This window comes from Haloarcula sp. Atlit-7R (assembly GCF_003666065.1).
In the GTDB taxonomy this organism is placed as follows: domain Archaea; phylum Halobacteriota; class Halobacteria; order Halobacteriales; family Haloarculaceae; genus Haloarcula; species Haloarcula taiwanensis.
In genome coordinates, this window is record NZ_QXIK01000011.1 from 61,108 (window position 1) to 76,500 (window position 15,393).

Annotated in this window: 8 protein-coding genes; 3 read left to right on the forward strand and 5 right to left on the reverse strand. The window is 59.3% G+C overall.

The window, feature by feature from the left end; translation table 11 throughout:
* Window positions 1–39 precede the first annotated feature (39 nt).
* Window positions 40–1,149, reverse strand: a complete 1,110-nt coding sequence (locus D3D01_RS17740; protein ID WP_121513157.1) for a guanosine monophosphate reductase — start codon at window positions 1,147–1,149, stop codon at window positions 40–42.
* 890 nt (window positions 1,150–2,039) lie between these two features.
* Window positions 2,040–3,986 carry an ATP-binding protein gene (locus tag D3D01_RS17745; RefSeq protein ID WP_101351922.1) on the reverse strand — a complete coding sequence of 649 codons (1,947 nt, stop codon included), beginning with the start codon at window positions 3,984–3,986 and terminating at the stop codon, window positions 2,040–2,042.
* Window positions 3,987–4,207: 221 nt separating this feature from the next.
* On the opposite strand from D3D01_RS17745, the gene D3D01_RS17750 reads away from it, so the two are divergent.
* Window positions 4,208–8,107 (forward strand): PAS domain-containing protein, encoded by a 3,900-nt coding sequence (locus tag D3D01_RS17750; RefSeq protein WP_121513158.1) that lies wholly within the window; start codon window positions 4,208–4,210, stop codon window positions 8,105–8,107.
* Between the two features lie 73 nt (window positions 8,108–8,180).
* Here the strand turns inward: D3D01_RS17750 and gdhB are convergent, their stop codons facing one another.
* From gdhB to D3D01_RS17765, 3 genes are all read right to left on the reverse strand, one after another.
* Complete coding sequence (gdhB, locus tag D3D01_RS17755; RefSeq protein WP_101351600.1) at window positions 8,181–9,470, reverse strand: glutamate dehydrogenase GdhB; 1,290 nt, start codon at window positions 9,468–9,470, stop codon at window positions 8,181–8,183.
* Between the two features lie 2 nt (window positions 9,471–9,472).
* Window positions 9,473–9,616, reverse strand: coding sequence for a rubrerythrin-like domain-containing protein (locus D3D01_RS17760; protein WP_121513159.1), 144 nt, complete (start codon window positions 9,614–9,616; stop codon window positions 9,473–9,475).
* A 126-nt stretch (window positions 9,617–9,742) separates the two neighbouring features.
* Window positions 9,743–12,610, reverse strand: a complete 2,868-nt coding sequence (locus D3D01_RS17765; protein WP_121513160.1) for a bacterio-opsin activator domain-containing protein — start codon at window positions 12,608–12,610, stop codon at window positions 9,743–9,745.
* 745 nt (window positions 12,611–13,355) lie between these two features.
* Here D3D01_RS17765 and D3D01_RS17775 point away from each other — a divergent pair.
* Together D3D01_RS17775 and D3D01_RS17780 are read left to right on the forward strand one after the other, a co-directional pair.
* Complete coding sequence (locus D3D01_RS17775; protein WP_121513162.1) at window positions 13,356–14,609, forward strand: Glu/Leu/Phe/Val dehydrogenase; 1,254 nt, start codon at window positions 13,356–13,358, stop codon at window positions 14,607–14,609.
* A gap of 102 nt (window positions 14,610–14,711) precedes the next feature.
* Window positions 14,712–15,257 carry a ribbon-helix-helix protein, CopG family gene (locus tag D3D01_RS17780; RefSeq protein ID WP_121513163.1) on the forward strand — a complete coding sequence of 182 codons (546 nt, stop codon included), beginning with the start codon at window positions 14,712–14,714 and terminating at the stop codon, window positions 15,255–15,257.
* Window positions 15,258–15,393 lie beyond the last annotated feature (136 nt).

The following is a 15,393-nucleotide window of genomic DNA, read 5'->3' on the forward strand; positions in this document are numbered from 1 at the left end:
CATCACGCGGGCACCTTTCTCGAACACACTGAAGCCGGCTCAGTCGTCGCTGTCGACTGTCGCCTCGGTGCCGGCGGTACGGACCTGTGTGGCTTCACTCTCCACGTTAACGCCTTCCCAGTCGTGGTCCGTGTGGTACCCCTCGCGTTCTTTCGCGCTCTGGGCGACACGGATGAACTCCGCCTTATCACGGGCCGCAGCGATGGTCTGTCCGCCACAGTAGGAGAGTCCGGAGCGAATGCCGGCACAGAATTCCTCAGCCACAGCAGCGACCGAGCCTTTGTACGGAGTCAGTGCTTCGACTCCCTCGTCAGCGCTGACGTTGTTCTGTTTGTCGTCACGGTCTTCGGCCGCGGCGGTGGTCGCCATCCCCCGCGACCGCTTGTACTGCGTCCCGTCGACTTCGACGATCGCACCGGGAGCCTCCTCCGTGCCGGCAAAGAGGCTGCCGAGCATCACGGTATCGGCACCGGCCATGAGGGCTTTCACCGCATCACCAGACGTGCGAATCCCGCCATCCGCACAGAGGGTGATGTCAAGATCCGCAGCGGCTGTGGCGCAGTCATCGACAGCGGTCAGCTGTGGGACGCCGGCACCCGCGACCTTCCGGGTGGTACAGTGTGACCCTGGTCCGATGCCGACTTTGACACAGTCGGCTCCGGCGGCGGCAAGGTCTTCAACACCTGCGGGCGTCGCAACGTTGCCGGCGATGAGGTCAGTGTCGGGAAACTCGTCAGCGAGCGTCTCGACGGCATCAAGCGCCCGCTCAAGATGACCATGGGCTACGTCGACGACGAGCGCATCAACGCCGGCCGCAATGACGGCCGCGCTCCGCGCCACGTAATCCTCATTTATACCGACGGCAGCACCGACCCGTTCGTCCGCGGTCTTCACTTGCGTGACCTGTTCGGCCTGTTCGTCCGGCGTCAAGAAGCGATGCAACACCCCAAACCCGCCTGAACGCGAAAGCTCGATTGCCAGTGCTGCCTCTGTGACAGTGTCCATCGCGGCCGAGACGAGCGGCGTGTCTAGTTCAACGGTTGGAGTAAGGGGCGTCGAGAGGTCGATGTCGCTCCGACTGTCGACCGGTGATCGTTTCGGGACGAGAAGGACGTCGCCATAACTCAATCCAGTACGTAACTCGTTCATGCCCCGCTGCTAGTGTACCGCCTAGAACAAAAGTAGGTCGGATTGGAGAGTTCCCCCGGAAACGTGAGTGGCCGAAACAGAGGTTGCGCTCCAGCAAGGAAGCGGATGACGGGTGGCGGTGGGCACCGTGTGTGCCACCCACTGCAGTCAGAGGCACGATCGGGTTCTGAATCCGAGGCATGGGGTGAAACGCGTGGGCTCAAAGTATGAAGAAGCCCAGAGCGGGAGCCAGAACCCGTGTTTACGTAAGCCGCCGTTGGTCATATCTTTTGTGGTAAGCCTTAACACAGTGGCAGGTCTGCACAATCCAGTCAGCACCGGAACGCGCAACTCTGCCGATCACACGAACGAATGGTACGTTGCTGTGGGGTGGGAGAGGTGGGTGCAACGCACCATCGGAAGTCGTCGAAACTGACGATGGGGTCCGGCCCGGGCAATCGTGTGAGAATAGCCAGCGCGATTGGGCAGGCTCAGAACCCATCTAGCTCCGCTACCAGTATATATAAAATGCTTGCGGGATCCGTTCGCTGTCTGTTGGTTTGACCGCAAGTCGCACAGTTCTCACGGGCGTTACTCCCGTCCGGTCGCGTCAGCAATACACCCGAATGCTACTAGCGACGGAATGGTGGGCAGCCGGGGGGAGTGTGCACCGCACCATTCACGGTCGTCATCCACGACGACGGGTTCTGGACCCGGGCCGTTTGCTGAGGGTGCCCGGATTCAGTGGGGGAGAGGTGGCGCGGGAACCAGAACCCTATTAGAGATAATAGGGTTACTTGGGAATAACGACTGTGACGTTTTAGTTCATTTTATTGGCTCTGTGGTTACTGAGCGTCCGCAATCGCAGCATGGGCAGTCGCGATGAGCGCGCACCCGCTTGTCAGCCGGGATTATTCCACGGCTTCGAGGCCCGTAATCTCGAATCGTGTCCCACCCATCGAACTCTCAGTTGCGTGAATCTCCCAGCCATGAGCGTCAACGACTCGTTTGACGATGTTGAGACCCAGACCAGTCCCCGATTCGGAAGTCGAGTAGCCGGCCTCGAACACTTTTTCCCGGTCCTCGTCGGGGATGCCTGGACCGTCGTCTTCGATGTAGAATCCGTTGGCGTCTCCGAAAATCTCGCCGACTACCACAGTAACGTCTAGACCTGCGTGATCAATCGTGTTCCGGAACAGGTTTTCGAGCAGGTGCCGGAGTTGGTCGGGGTCAGCTTTTATCACTGGCTGTGCATCGGCCCCACAATCACAGTACAGCTCGGCCTCGTCTGCAGGGTCAGAGACAAGCTTCCACGCAGCCGCAGCGACTGCGTCGATTGCGACAGGTTCCAGTGACCCGATCTCTTGTTGCTCCCGCGCGAGCCAGAGGAGGTCCTCGACAATGCGTTCCATCCGATCAGTCGCGGTCTCGATCACATCGAGATGATCGCTCGACTGTTCGGCTTGAACGAGTCCAAGCCGACCCTGTATGACGTTGAGCGGGTTCCGCAGGTCGTGGCTGACAGTTGCGGCAAACTGCTCCAGCTGTTCTTTTTGATCCTGCAGTTCCCGTTCACGCCTCGTACGTTCGGCTATGTTTCGACCGGTGCCGACAAGCCCTATCATGGTACCGTCGGCGTCAGTTAGTCGGTCAGCAGTGAACTCGTAGGGAACGCGGTTCCCCTCTGCGGTACGGAAATCCGCTTCGATGGTCGAGTGCCCCGTTGTGAGCGCCTCCTCAATCGCCTTAGAGACTGCCTCCCGTTCCTCTTCCGGAAAAAGACTGCGTACGTCAAGGTCCGTCATCTCTTCGTCGGTGCACCCGGCCAGCTTTTCGAAGTGTTCGTTACAGCGCTGGACGTTGCCTTCGGAATCAAGCACGTAGAATATATCGGCAAGTGAATCGAGCGCCTGATCGATAAAAGTCCGTTCTGTCCGGAGTTCGTTTCGGATCTTTAGCGAGTGTATGGCGTGCGAGATGCTGTTCCCGAGTTCGGTGAGTAGCTCCTGTTCGTCCTCTGCGAAAGCGAACGGACGGGACGAATAGACGCACAGAAGGCCATAAAGCGTGTCATTGTATTCTAGCGGAACCGCAGCACTGCTCCGATAGTCGCGGTCGAGTGCTTCCTCTCGCCAGACCTCGAACGCCGGGTCAGCCTGAATGTTCTGCGACGTAGCAATGCGTCGGTGCTGGACGGCCCTGCCCGCGGGGCCCTGTCCGGTCGGAGAGTCGTCCGCCGTGACAACAATCGTATCGAGATACTCGTCTTCGACGCCGGCCCAGGCCTGTGGCTCGATTCGGTCTGTCTCAGGATTGGGCTCGCCGATCCAAGCAAAACGGTAGGGTTCAGAGTCGCTAATAATCTCACAGACACGCGTTTTGATCTCCGAGAGCGAACTCGCCCGGATGAGAGCCTGGTCGATACTGCTTACGAGAGCGCGAACCCGTTCAAGTTCAGCAGCGCGCTGATTGGTGCGGTACTGGTCGACGGCGTTTTCGATACGATTTGCGAGGAGTTCGTATCGTTCCGTGCCGTGCCCTTTCCGCAGATAGTCGGTTGCACCGGCGGCAATAGCATCGCTGGCGACCGCTTCGCTCCCCTCTCCGGTAAAAAGAATAAACGGGAGATCAGGGTACTCCGTACGGACGGTTTCGAGGAGTTCGATGCCATCTGTCTCGGGCATCCGGTAATCGCTGACAATACAGTCAATAGACCGCGTCGCGAGTCTGTCGAGCCCTTCAGCAGCACTCGTCGCAGGGACGACAGTGAGTTTATCTGATTGCTGTGTGAGTATTTCTGATGCCACATCTAAAAAGTCCGGTTCATCATCGATATGAAGCACAGCGATACTCGACATCTCTGACACGATACCGACTGTACCGAACTTCGGAGGATAAAGTTGCTGACCCGAGTATCAGAACCTATACTCTAATCTTGGACGTGGTATGTGTCAATAGCGGAAATTTTCAGCACTGAATCACCTGACACCCGTTATTTCTGATTTCGGCGGGTCGTAATAGTATCACAGATAAAAACCGGGCCACTCGACTGATAAAAGCCCACTACGTAGTAATTCCAATGGCCTACACAGGTGACAGGACTCCCGATTCAATTCAGGTTCTGTATGTAAACAACGATGGTGAGTTTGCTGAGCTAACACAGACGAAACTCGCACATCTCTCATCGGATTTTGACATGACAGCTGTCGGGACTGTGGAGGCTGCTCTCGACTCGCTCGAAACATCGACTATCGATTGTGTGGTCACCTCGTATTCACTGCCGGACGGGACGGGGATCGACCTCCTGAATCGGCTCCGGGCTGGCGAGTACGAACTACCGACGATTCTATTTACCGGCCGCGGGAGCGAGCGAATTGCGAGCGAAGCGACACAGGCGGGTGTTTCCGACTACATTCCGATCCGCGCGGGCCAGAACAGTTTCGAGGTGCTCGCGGGCCGCATCCAGACGCTCACCGATGCCGCTCGCAAACAGGCGGCCGCCGAGCGGCTATCCGACCGCTTCCAACGAACCTTAGAGCGGGCGACTGACGGGATTTATGCCGTCGACAGCCAATGGCGAATCGAATACGTAAACGAGAAGATGGCTAACCGGGTCGGCCGCGACCCCAAGGCTATCGTCGGTACGGTCATCTGGGAAGAGTTCCCCTCGGTAGTTGGGACGGAACTCGAAGACAAATACCGAACGGCAATGGAAACCGGTGACCCGGTGTCGTTCGAACAGTACCTTGGCGAACCCTTTGAGTACTGGGTCGAAGTGCGGGTATTCCCGGACGATGACGGGCTCACCGTCTTTTCACGTGAAACGACGGCCGAGCGGGAGCGCGAACTGGAACTGGAGCGCAGTGAAGCGATCCTCGAAACCATCCACGACGCCGTGTTCGTCCTGAACGATGAGGGGACGATCGAATTCGCGAACGCGGCGTCGAAACGGCTGATTGCCGGGGAACGGGCAACGCAGGTCGCGGGGCAGCAGTTAGAGACAGTCGTGGGTGACCGCGTTTCCACGTCTGATGCGGAGCAGTTTACATCTGCGGTCCGCTCGACGCTCAATGACATAGAGGGCGACGGTGGCGTCACGGGGTTGTACGACGCGGACTTACAGCTTGATATCACGACCGGTGGCAATAAACGCACACTTGATGTCCGAGTGACACCGTTCCAGAGCAACAAGAGCAGTCAAGCGCTTGTCGTTGCTCGGGACATCACGGAACAGAGCGAAGCCAAGCGACAGTTGGAGCGAGAGCGCGACGCGCTCCGGGAACTCCAGAATATCATGGCAAGCAGCGATGTCTCGGCCGAAACACGCCTTCACGAACTTCTCGAACTGGGGTGTCAAACGCTCGGTCTCGACATCGGCATCGTCTCACACATTCAGGGGGATGAGTACACGGTCACGGCAGTGCACGCGCCGACTGCCGAAATCGAATCCGGGGATCAGTTCGATATCGGATCGACGTACTGCGAAGAAGTCGTGGGCACAGATTCCCTCTGTTCGTTTACCGATGCGGTGGCCGACGGGAAAGAAACCCACCCAGCATATCGTGAGTTCGAGTTAGAATCGTACATCGGCGTCCCATTGGTCGTTGACGGGAGTCAGTACGGGACGGTCAATTTTTCGAGTCCCACAACGCGGGTCGCTCCCTTTGGAGCGCTCGAGCGGACGTTCGTGAAGCTACTCTCAGAGCTCGTGAGCGCCGAAATATCGCGTAGACAAGACCGGGCGGAGCTCCAGCGACAGGAGTTCCTGTTCGAACGAGTGCAAGACATCGCGGATATCGGTGTCTGGGAGTACTACCCGTCTACAGGCGACCTCGACTGGTCCGATGGAGTGCGTCAGATTCACGGGGTCGACGACGATTACGAGCCGATTATCGACGACGCAGTCGAGTTCTACCATCCTGAGGACAGGGGGACGATTACAAGGGCCGTCGAGCGGGCAATCGAGGCCCGGGAGTCGTACGATCTCGATCTCCGAATCGTTCGGACAGACGGTGAGGTACGCGATGTTCGGGCATGGGGGGAGCGCGTCGACGGTTCGCAGGGCGACGAGCCCGTGCTTCGGGGGGTTTTCCAGGATATCACCGAGCGACGAGCCGAGGAGCGCGCGCACCGAGAGCTTGCAGAGGAATACGAGGCGCTGCTCAACACCTCCGGTGACGCCATATTCATGCTCGATGTCGAGACAGCCGGTGACGAGCCAGCGTTCGAGTTTGCACGACTCAGCCCCGGCTACGAGTCGCAGACAGGACTCACTACCGAGGACGTTCGAGGGCAAACACCGCGGCAAGTCTTCGGTGACGAGCGCGGTGCTGAGCTCGCAGCGAACTACACTCGCTGTGTCGAACAGCGTGCGCCAATCTCGTATCGTGAGGAGCTGGACATCGCTGACGACGCACGGTTCTGGGATACGAGCCTCGCACCGGTCATCCTCGAAGACGAAATCGTCCGGATCGTCGGCATCGCCCGCAACGTGACTGAGCAGGTCGAGCGGGAACGCAAACTCGAAGCGACGAACCAGCGACTGGAGTCACTCATCGAGGCGACGCCGCTCACTGTCATGGAAATCGACACGGACGGGACGGTCATCCGCTGGAACGATGGAGCCGAGAATATGTTCGGCTGGTCGAGCGAAGAGGTACTTGGCGAATTCAATCCGATGGTCCAAGACGAGCACGAGGCTGAGTTCGCCTCTCACCGGGAGCGCGTATTGAGCGGCGAGCCGATTCGGGGCAAGGAGGTACGACGGAAGACGAAAGCCGGTGAGGAACTAGATCTGCTCCTGTCGGCTGCCCCAATCACTGCTCCCGACGGAGAGATAGCGAGCATACTGGCCGTGTTAGAGGACATCACTGAGCAGAAACAGTTAGAGGCGAAACTCCGGTCGCTGCAGGAAACAGCACAGCGGCTCAGTGGCGCACGGTCGAATGACGAGATCGGAGACATCGCGATCGAGGCTGCCGTCGAGATTCTCGGGTTCGAACTCACCGGTATCTGGGAGTACGCCGACCGGACCGACGAGCTTGTTCCGCTGTCGGCGAGTGCAGCCACGAGGGATCGGTTCGGTGAGCTGCCACGTGTGCAGTCCGATTCGGCGTTTGTTTGGGAGGCGTTCCAGGCCTCAGGAGTGCGTCGATACGACGACATCCAGTCCGTGACATCGTTCGGCGAAACCGGCACGGCTCTCAGAAGCGGTCTGTTCGTTCCGCTGGGCGAGTTTGGGCTTATCGGCGTCGGAACGACACAGGAACAGACCTTCTCTGAAGCGGACGTGGATTTGTTCCAGATACTGGGTGCAACTGTCGAAGCAGCATTCACACGCGCAAGCCGCGAGACCGAACTGCAGCGACAGAACGAGCGGCTCGATGAGTTTGCCAGTGTCGTCGCCCACGATCTCCGGAATCCGCTGTCCATCGCCATCGGGTTTCTCGACATTGTCGAGGAGACAGGCGACCTCAGTCACGTAGACCGGATCGAGGCGGCACATGATCGCATGGAGCGGCTGATCGACGACCTCCTGACGCTATCGCGCGGTGAGACCACAGTTACGGATGCGAAACAGATCGACCTCAAGGCTGTGACGACGGAGGCCTGGGGATACGTCGACACCGCTGAAGCGACGCTGACGGTTGCTGACACGGTCCCGACAGTGGCTGGTGACGCCGGGCGGTTGACGCAGCTATTCGAGAACCTCTTCAGAAACGCTATCGAGCACGGCGGGGACACCGTCACCGTCACTGTCGGGCAGTTAGACGGCGGCGACGGGTTCTACGTCGAAGACGACGGTGACGGGATTCCCCCGGGGAAGCGTGAGGAGGTGCTCGAACACGGCGTCACGTCTACCAAAGGGGGTACTGGCTTCGGACTCTCAATCGTCGAAGACATCGCCAATGCGCACGGCTGGAGTGTCCGTGTGACAGACGGCTCTGCTGGCGGGGCGCGGTTCGAGTTCTGCTACTGAGAGAAGCACAGTAGCGACTTCTCGGCGCTGGGACGCAGGCGTGGAACCCGTTCCGGGACCGGCAGAAACAGAACTACGGCCAGAGCCCGCGCGCTTCGTGGGCCTCAGCGATGCGTGAAAGGGCGACGATGTATGCCGCATCACGCCACGTGATGTCGCGCTTTTCGAACTCCGTCCGAACGGCGTCCCAGGCCGCTCGCATCTCTTCGTCGAGTTCATCGTTTACGCGCTCAAGCGACCATGACCGACGGTTGATGTCCTGTAGCCACTCGAAGTAGCTCACCGTGACGCCGCCGGCGTTCGCCAGAATATCCGGAATCACGACGACATCGCGGTCAGCGAGAATTGAGTCAGCAGTGGACGTAGTCGGCCCGTTCGCCCCCTCAACGACGAAATCCGCGGCGATGTCGTCCGCGTTCGCCTCGGTGATGACGTTGCCGAGTGCTGCCGGAATGAGAACGTCGACGTCCAGCGTCAGCAGTTCGTCGTTCGAAATCACGGTGTCGGCGTACTCGGTGACCGCTTCCGGTTCCTCGTCGTGTGACGGGACTGTCGCGGTATCGATTCCGCCGGGGTCGTACATCGCCCCGTTCACGTCGCTGATCGCGACGACAGTCGCACCCTGTTCGTCGAGTAACCGTGCTGCGTTCGCACCGACGCTGCCGTAACCCTGTACCGCAACAGTGGTGTCCGACAGTGGCTGGTCGTAGTACTCACAGACCTGCTGTGTGATAATCGCGACGCTCCGGCCGGGCGCGTCTTCACGCCCCTTGCTCCCACCGACGATAGGCGGCTTGCCGGTGACGACGCCCGGTATCGTCTCGCCCTCTTGCATGGAGTAAGCGTCCATTAGCCAGGCCATCGTCTGTGGGTCCGTTCCCATGTCCGGGGCTGGTATGTCTCGGTTCGGACCGATGACCTCGCGGAGTTCCTGTGCGAACCGGCGGGTGAGCCGTTCTTTCTCGTCTCGGCTCAGCGTTTTCGGATTGACCGCGATACCGCCTTTCGCGCCGCCGAAGGGGAGGTCCATCACCGCGCACTTCCAGGTCATCCAGATCCCGAGTCCGACGCACTCATCCCTCGTCACGTCGGGATGATAGCGGAGGCCACCTTTGTACGGCCCTCGGACGCTATCGTGCTGTGCTCGAAACCCGGTGAACACTTCCACCGTGCCATCGTCCCGCTCAATCGGGACGGTGACCTCGTGGACGTTTTTCGGGTGGTTCAGCCGTTCGACGATGTTCGGGTCGATATCGAGGTGGTCCGCGGCTCTGTGGAGCTGCAGCCGGGCTGTTTCGAGCGCCGTTTCCGACCCTGACGACGACTCACCCGACGGAGAGGCGGAGGTCAGTTCCGGTCCCATCGTTATTCCAGCGGTGTCAGTCGGTTGCGCATTTCGCCGCCGCAGTCCCGACAGTTCTCCGGTTGGCTCTCTGCAGTGATGACTGTGCCACACGCAAAGCACTCGTACGGTGTCTTCTCGTCGTGGTCTTGCTCTACATCTCTCATGTGTATTCACGAGTGACGGTGTCCGACCGCCAGCACTCGACTAAGGAATAGAAGGACATCAAAGGAATATTCAGAGGTTAAACAAAGAAGTAGGGTGAGATTGGCTTGTTTATTATTGAACCCCCTTCACGACTCAAGACCCGGGACGCTCCGCTCTTCGAACAGTGTGGTGAACAGTTTCCGCTGGGCAGTCCGGACATGCTGGTAGAACGCCGGTGGGGAGATTTCGAGCATCGTCGCGATGTCTTCGCCGGACTTCGTGCGCGGTGACTCGAAGTAGCCGCTGTAGTAGGCGGTCTGGATCACTTCGAGTTGCCGCTCCGTGAGGTCCGTGAGGAACTCCGAACCCCGGTCCTGCTCGACACCCCGTTCGAGCGTCTCCTTGCGCTTGAGTTCAACGCCAGAGAAGGTACTATCGACCAGTTGCGCGATATTTCGAACGTCGACGCTCTGTGGCACATCAACGACGAGTGTCGTTCCCGCCGAGTCTGCGGTCGCTTCCCGGAAGATAGCGCCGTGGTCGGCGAGTTCTATGGCGAGGAACGGCTGTGACAGCTCCAGTCGCAGGACGCCGGTGTCAGTGTCATCGTCGCTTATCTCTGTCACGTCGTCAATCGTCGTCATATCGGCCGCGGCTGCCGCGACTGTTTGCACGTCAGCATCTTCGACTGTAACGAACACGCTGTTGCCGGCCGGCGCGTGTTGGATGCCACCCTCGTAGGAAAGCGTACACCCCACAGACCGGGCCAGTCGCGACAGGAGGAACCGCTCGTCATCGATGGCGAACTCGACGCGGGTCACCGAGGTCGTGAGCAGCGCGTGTTTCCGTTCGATGGCGCTGAGTGCCGAGGCAATCGTTTCGCCGAGTTCGTGCAACACAGTGCGCGTTGTCTCGTCGAACGCGTCTTTCGTGTCCGCATAGATGGTGAGAATCCCGTGCCTGAGGTCGTTGTACACGAGTGGGATACTCAACACAGAGAGGAAATCGCGCGTGAGTGCGTCCGACCGCCACGGCGCGTTTCGGAGGTCGGCGGCGACGTTGGGAATCATCGTCACGTCGCCGGTCGCAGCCGTCTGGCCTGCGGGCTCGGTCTCAGAGGGCGCGACGGTGACTTGCTGACTGTCGAGATACCCCTGTTCGGTGCCGGCCCACGCTCGCGGTTCGACGGTACTACCTCCCGGGTCGACACTCCCGATCCACGCAAACTTGAATCGGTCCGTATCAGTCAGCCGTTCACAGACAGTGTGGTTGATCTCGTCCTGCGTTTCGGCGCTGACGATTGTCTGGTCTATCTCCCGAATCGTGTTGTTGATGTGATTCAGGGCGGTCAGTTGCTCGTTTTGCCGCTGGAGTTCGCGGTCCTGTTCCCGGAGCTGGGATTCCCGGACGACCCGGTCAAGGGCGGCTTCGGCGGTCGCTGCGAGCAGGTCGGTGAGTTCCTGTGTCACGTCGTCGAACACCCCGACCGCAGTCGACCCGGTGACGAACACGCCGTGATTGCCGAGCGGAATGAACATCACGCTCCGGAGGTCGGTCGCCCGGTTTTCCAGCCGATCCGACGTATGGACGTCGTCGAACACGAGTGTCTCGTCGTTGACGAAGGTGTGGCTCGGGAGCGTGTCGTCGTTCGTTCGGACGGCCGGCAGCGGCCCGTGGTGTTCGGTCATCGCCTGGGACTGTGCCACTGGCTGGAGTTCGTTCGTCTCGGCGTCGTGCAGATAGATGGCACTCGCAGAGACATCGAACACACTGAGCACGTCATCGACGATATGCTGGGCGATTTCCTGATTGGTCTCTGTGTAGAGGAACTTCCGTGCGGTCTCCTGCAGCGTCGTCAGTGCTTCCTCGCGCTGTTTCCGTTTCGTGATATCCCGGCAGCTATACAGCAGCGTTCCGTCCTGAATCGAGACTTCGCGGACGTTGACCAGCAGCGTGTGCTCGTGACCCGCTTTGTCGGTGACGGTACACTCGATGTTCTTGAGAACGCCCTTCTCGGCGAGTTCCGCTCGGTCGAACAGGTCCTCACCGAGGAGCGTATCGATCGTTTCCTGCTCGCGGATCTCGTCGTCGGTGTAGCCGAAGATGAAGTGGACGTTCGGGCAGACGTAGGTGTACTCTCCGTCCTCGTTCGTCATGAGAACGGTGTCGGTCATATTGCTGAGCGTAACTCGGTGGAGCTCCTCGGACTGGCGGAGGTCGCGGTCGAGGGTGACCTGCTCCGTGATGTCGATTCCTTCGATCACAATCGAGGTTACGTCGCCGAAGTCGTTCTCGACCGGCCGAACTGAGAGCTCGATAACGCGGTCTGTGGCTGTGGTCGGCTGGTGGACGACCACGTTCCCGAACTGCCCGTCGCGTGCGGCTTCTACGAGTTGCCGGATGTCGCGTTCAGTTGCCTCGGATCTGGACCACCACGGCAGCGTCCAGAACGGGTCACCGATGACCGCGTCCACGTCCTCGTCAATCATCGCCTGTCCCGTCTGATTCACACGGGCGAGCGAGCCATCCGGGTCAAGGACCCACGTGGCCGTCTGTGTGTCGTGAAAGACGGCGTCGAACTGCCGTGCCCGTTTGCGCTGCATGGTCGCTCGCCGCGTGGATCGGAGCACCTTCTCGGTTCGTTCGACCAAGTCGTCTATCCGCAGGCCGTCTGTCCCTGTGAGGGGGATATAGTCGGAAACGCCGGCCTCGATTGCCTCACTCGCCAGGGCCTCACTGCCGTCCGTTGCCCCGAGAACGACTGGAGGGTCCGGAGCCGAGTCACGGAGCTGTCGGACCACGTCGATGCCACTCCCGTCGCCGAGTGTCGCTGCCGTGACCATGCAGTCGACTGAGCGCTGACGCGCTATGTCCAGAGCGGCCGGTGTTGTCCCGGCGGTGAGGATAGTGGCCCCAGTACTCGATGCAAGCGCATCCGAGAACTGCTCGCACCAGTTCGTAGAACCGACCACGAGTACCTGTGCCGTGTCGAGCGGATTCCCGGCGTCACTCATCTGCCTCTCCCGGGCACGGAGCTATCACTGAGGCCACTGTCGCGGTGAGTGGACACTCGTTCGTGATGCCGCCACCTGTCGGAAACGAAGGGGTTCAGTCGCCGGAATGTGGATGTGGGGTTCAATAATAAACACCTAATGTCCGATATACTTCGTTGCTAAACAATTTATTATTTCCTCATTCCTGCGGTCGTTCCGATAGAGTGCCATGGGTCGACGACCGGACCGCACGGAGAGACATGACGGACAGCACATGGACTGACACAGGCGGTCCTCGCTCGTCGTCCAGAGGTCCAGCGGCTCCCGTCCCAGATCAGCTATGATGGACGTACAACGTCGCTTGATGGAAAAGAGAGCTATCAGGCACATCGAGGCACCGATGTCGGTACCAGTGTTCCAATCCGTGACCCGGATCTGGCACTTCCCCAGCGGAGACGCTCTGCTCGAACGTACCGGGCATCGCGACTGCCTGATTCCGGACGTCGACCGGGTCGATGTTCCAGTGCGCGGAACGGAACAGGTTGCGGATGCTGTGGCACTCGATACGGACACCACTGTTCGGATAACAGATAAAACAGGAAATATAGTAGTAACAAAATTTGATAGTAATTTGAATATAGGATAATATTTCCTGAGCTAAAGCGCCGACGTAAGCCGCTCTGTTAGCTTTATCTGTAACTATACATATGATTATTTTCTGGTAAAAATGGATAGCTTTTGGTATCTCGATGGGTCTCATGGACACATGTCTGATGTAAATCCGTACCAGAGCCTGCGGACGCAGATCGATGCAGCAGCACAATACGTGGACATCTCAGAGGGACAACTGGAACGGCTGAAAGCACCCGAGCGTATACTGGAAACAAACCTCTCTGTCGAGATGGACGACGGGTCAGTCGAGGTGTTCCGTGCGTATCGGTCGCAGTTCAATGGTGACCGTGGCCCGTACAAGGGCGGAATCCGCTATCACCCGCAAGTAGACCGCGACGAGGTCAAGGCGCTTTCGGGGTGGATGGTGTACAAGACGGCGACGAGCGACATCCCGCTCGGCGGTGGGAAAGGCGGCATCGTCATCGATCCGAGCAACTATTCCGAGAGCGAACTCGAACGGGTCACGCGCTCGTTCGCGAAGGAGCTGACGCCACTGATTGGAGCCGACCGCGACGTGCCTGCCCCTGACGTTAACACGGGCCAGCGCGAGATGAACTGGATCAAGGACACCTACGAGACACTGGAACACACGACCGAGCCCGGCGTCATCACCGGAAAGGACCTCGCAAGCGGCGGCAGCGAAGGCCGCGTCGAAGCGACCGGACGGTCGACAGTCGTCGCGGCGCGTGAAGCCTTCGAGTATCTCGGCAAGGACCTCAAAGGCGCGACGGTGGCGGTCCAGGGCTACGGGAACGCCGGCTGGATCGCGGCGAAACTCATCTACGAGATGGGGGCCAATGTCGTCGCCGTGTCCGATTCGAGCGGGGCGATCTACAGCGAATCGTCGTTCGACCCCGTCGCAGTCAAGGACTACAAACGCGAAACCGGGAGTGTCATCGGCTATCCGGACGCAGCGGCGGAATTAACGAACGATGAATTGCTCACACTCGATGTCGATCTGTTGATCCCGGCCGCCCTTGAGAACGCCATCGACGAGTCTCTGGCACGTGAGATATCCGCGGACGTTATCTCTGAGGCCGCGAACGGTCCGATTACTCCCGCAGCAGACGACGTTCTCAGCGACCGCGAGACGCTGGTCATTCCAGATATCCTCGCGAACGCGGGCGGCGTCATCGTCTCGTACTTCGAGTGGGTCCAGAACAGGCAGCGCTTCTACTGGTCCGAAGAGCGCGTGAACGAGGAACTAGATTCGATTATCGTTGAGCAGTTCGAGAACCTCGTCGATGCCTACGAGGAGCGAAACCTCCCGTCCCTCCGAACCGGCGCATACGTCGTCGCACTCCAACGGGTCATGAACGCCAGCGAGCAGAACGGAACCTGGCCGTAACGGGTTCCGGACCACATCTGGCCGCCGCGCCCGTTACTGTATTTGGGAGCGCTCTGTCACCAAACGACACGATATTAAGGCCATCCAGTGACGAAGGCAACTATGCCAACCGACCGGGTCACAGTCTCTCTCGACGAGGAGACCAAAGAGACGTTAGAAAGTCTCGCCGACCGAACTGGGGAGAGCCAGAGCCAACTGATCCGCGAGTCGATCGCGTTCTACGCGGCAAACTTCGACTCAGCCCATGCGAGTGACAGCGACCACCTTCAGACGTACTACGAGATGCTTTCGACGGGCGAGCACGTCCTGCTGGACATCGACTTGCTGCACGCACTCCTGAGTCAGTTTACCGACCCGGACGAACGTGATGAGGAGGTTCTGGACATGGTCGATCAGGTGGCGCAGTACCACGCACAGGAGTACGCCGAGCGGTTCGATTCGCTCGAAGACGTTCTGGAATGGCTCTCACTGTGTGGGTTCCTGACCGTTCGCCGCGACGAAAAGGGAAGTTTCCACGTGGTGTTCCCATCTGAGTCGGTGCGGTGGTTGATAATCCGGTTCATCCGTGGTAGCATTACTGCCCTCCCGTTCGAAATCGAAATCGAAGAGAGTGTTTCCAAAGTACTGTTAAGAGAACGGAAGCCGTGAGTACCCCCGCTCTGGACCCGGATAGACTCGTATCCGGGGAGTGAATGTTTCGTACTAGTTTCTCACCGGGTGCCACAGAGTTCATACGACCGATGTTCCGGATACACACAGGTCTTAACAATGTTTTTGCTTACCT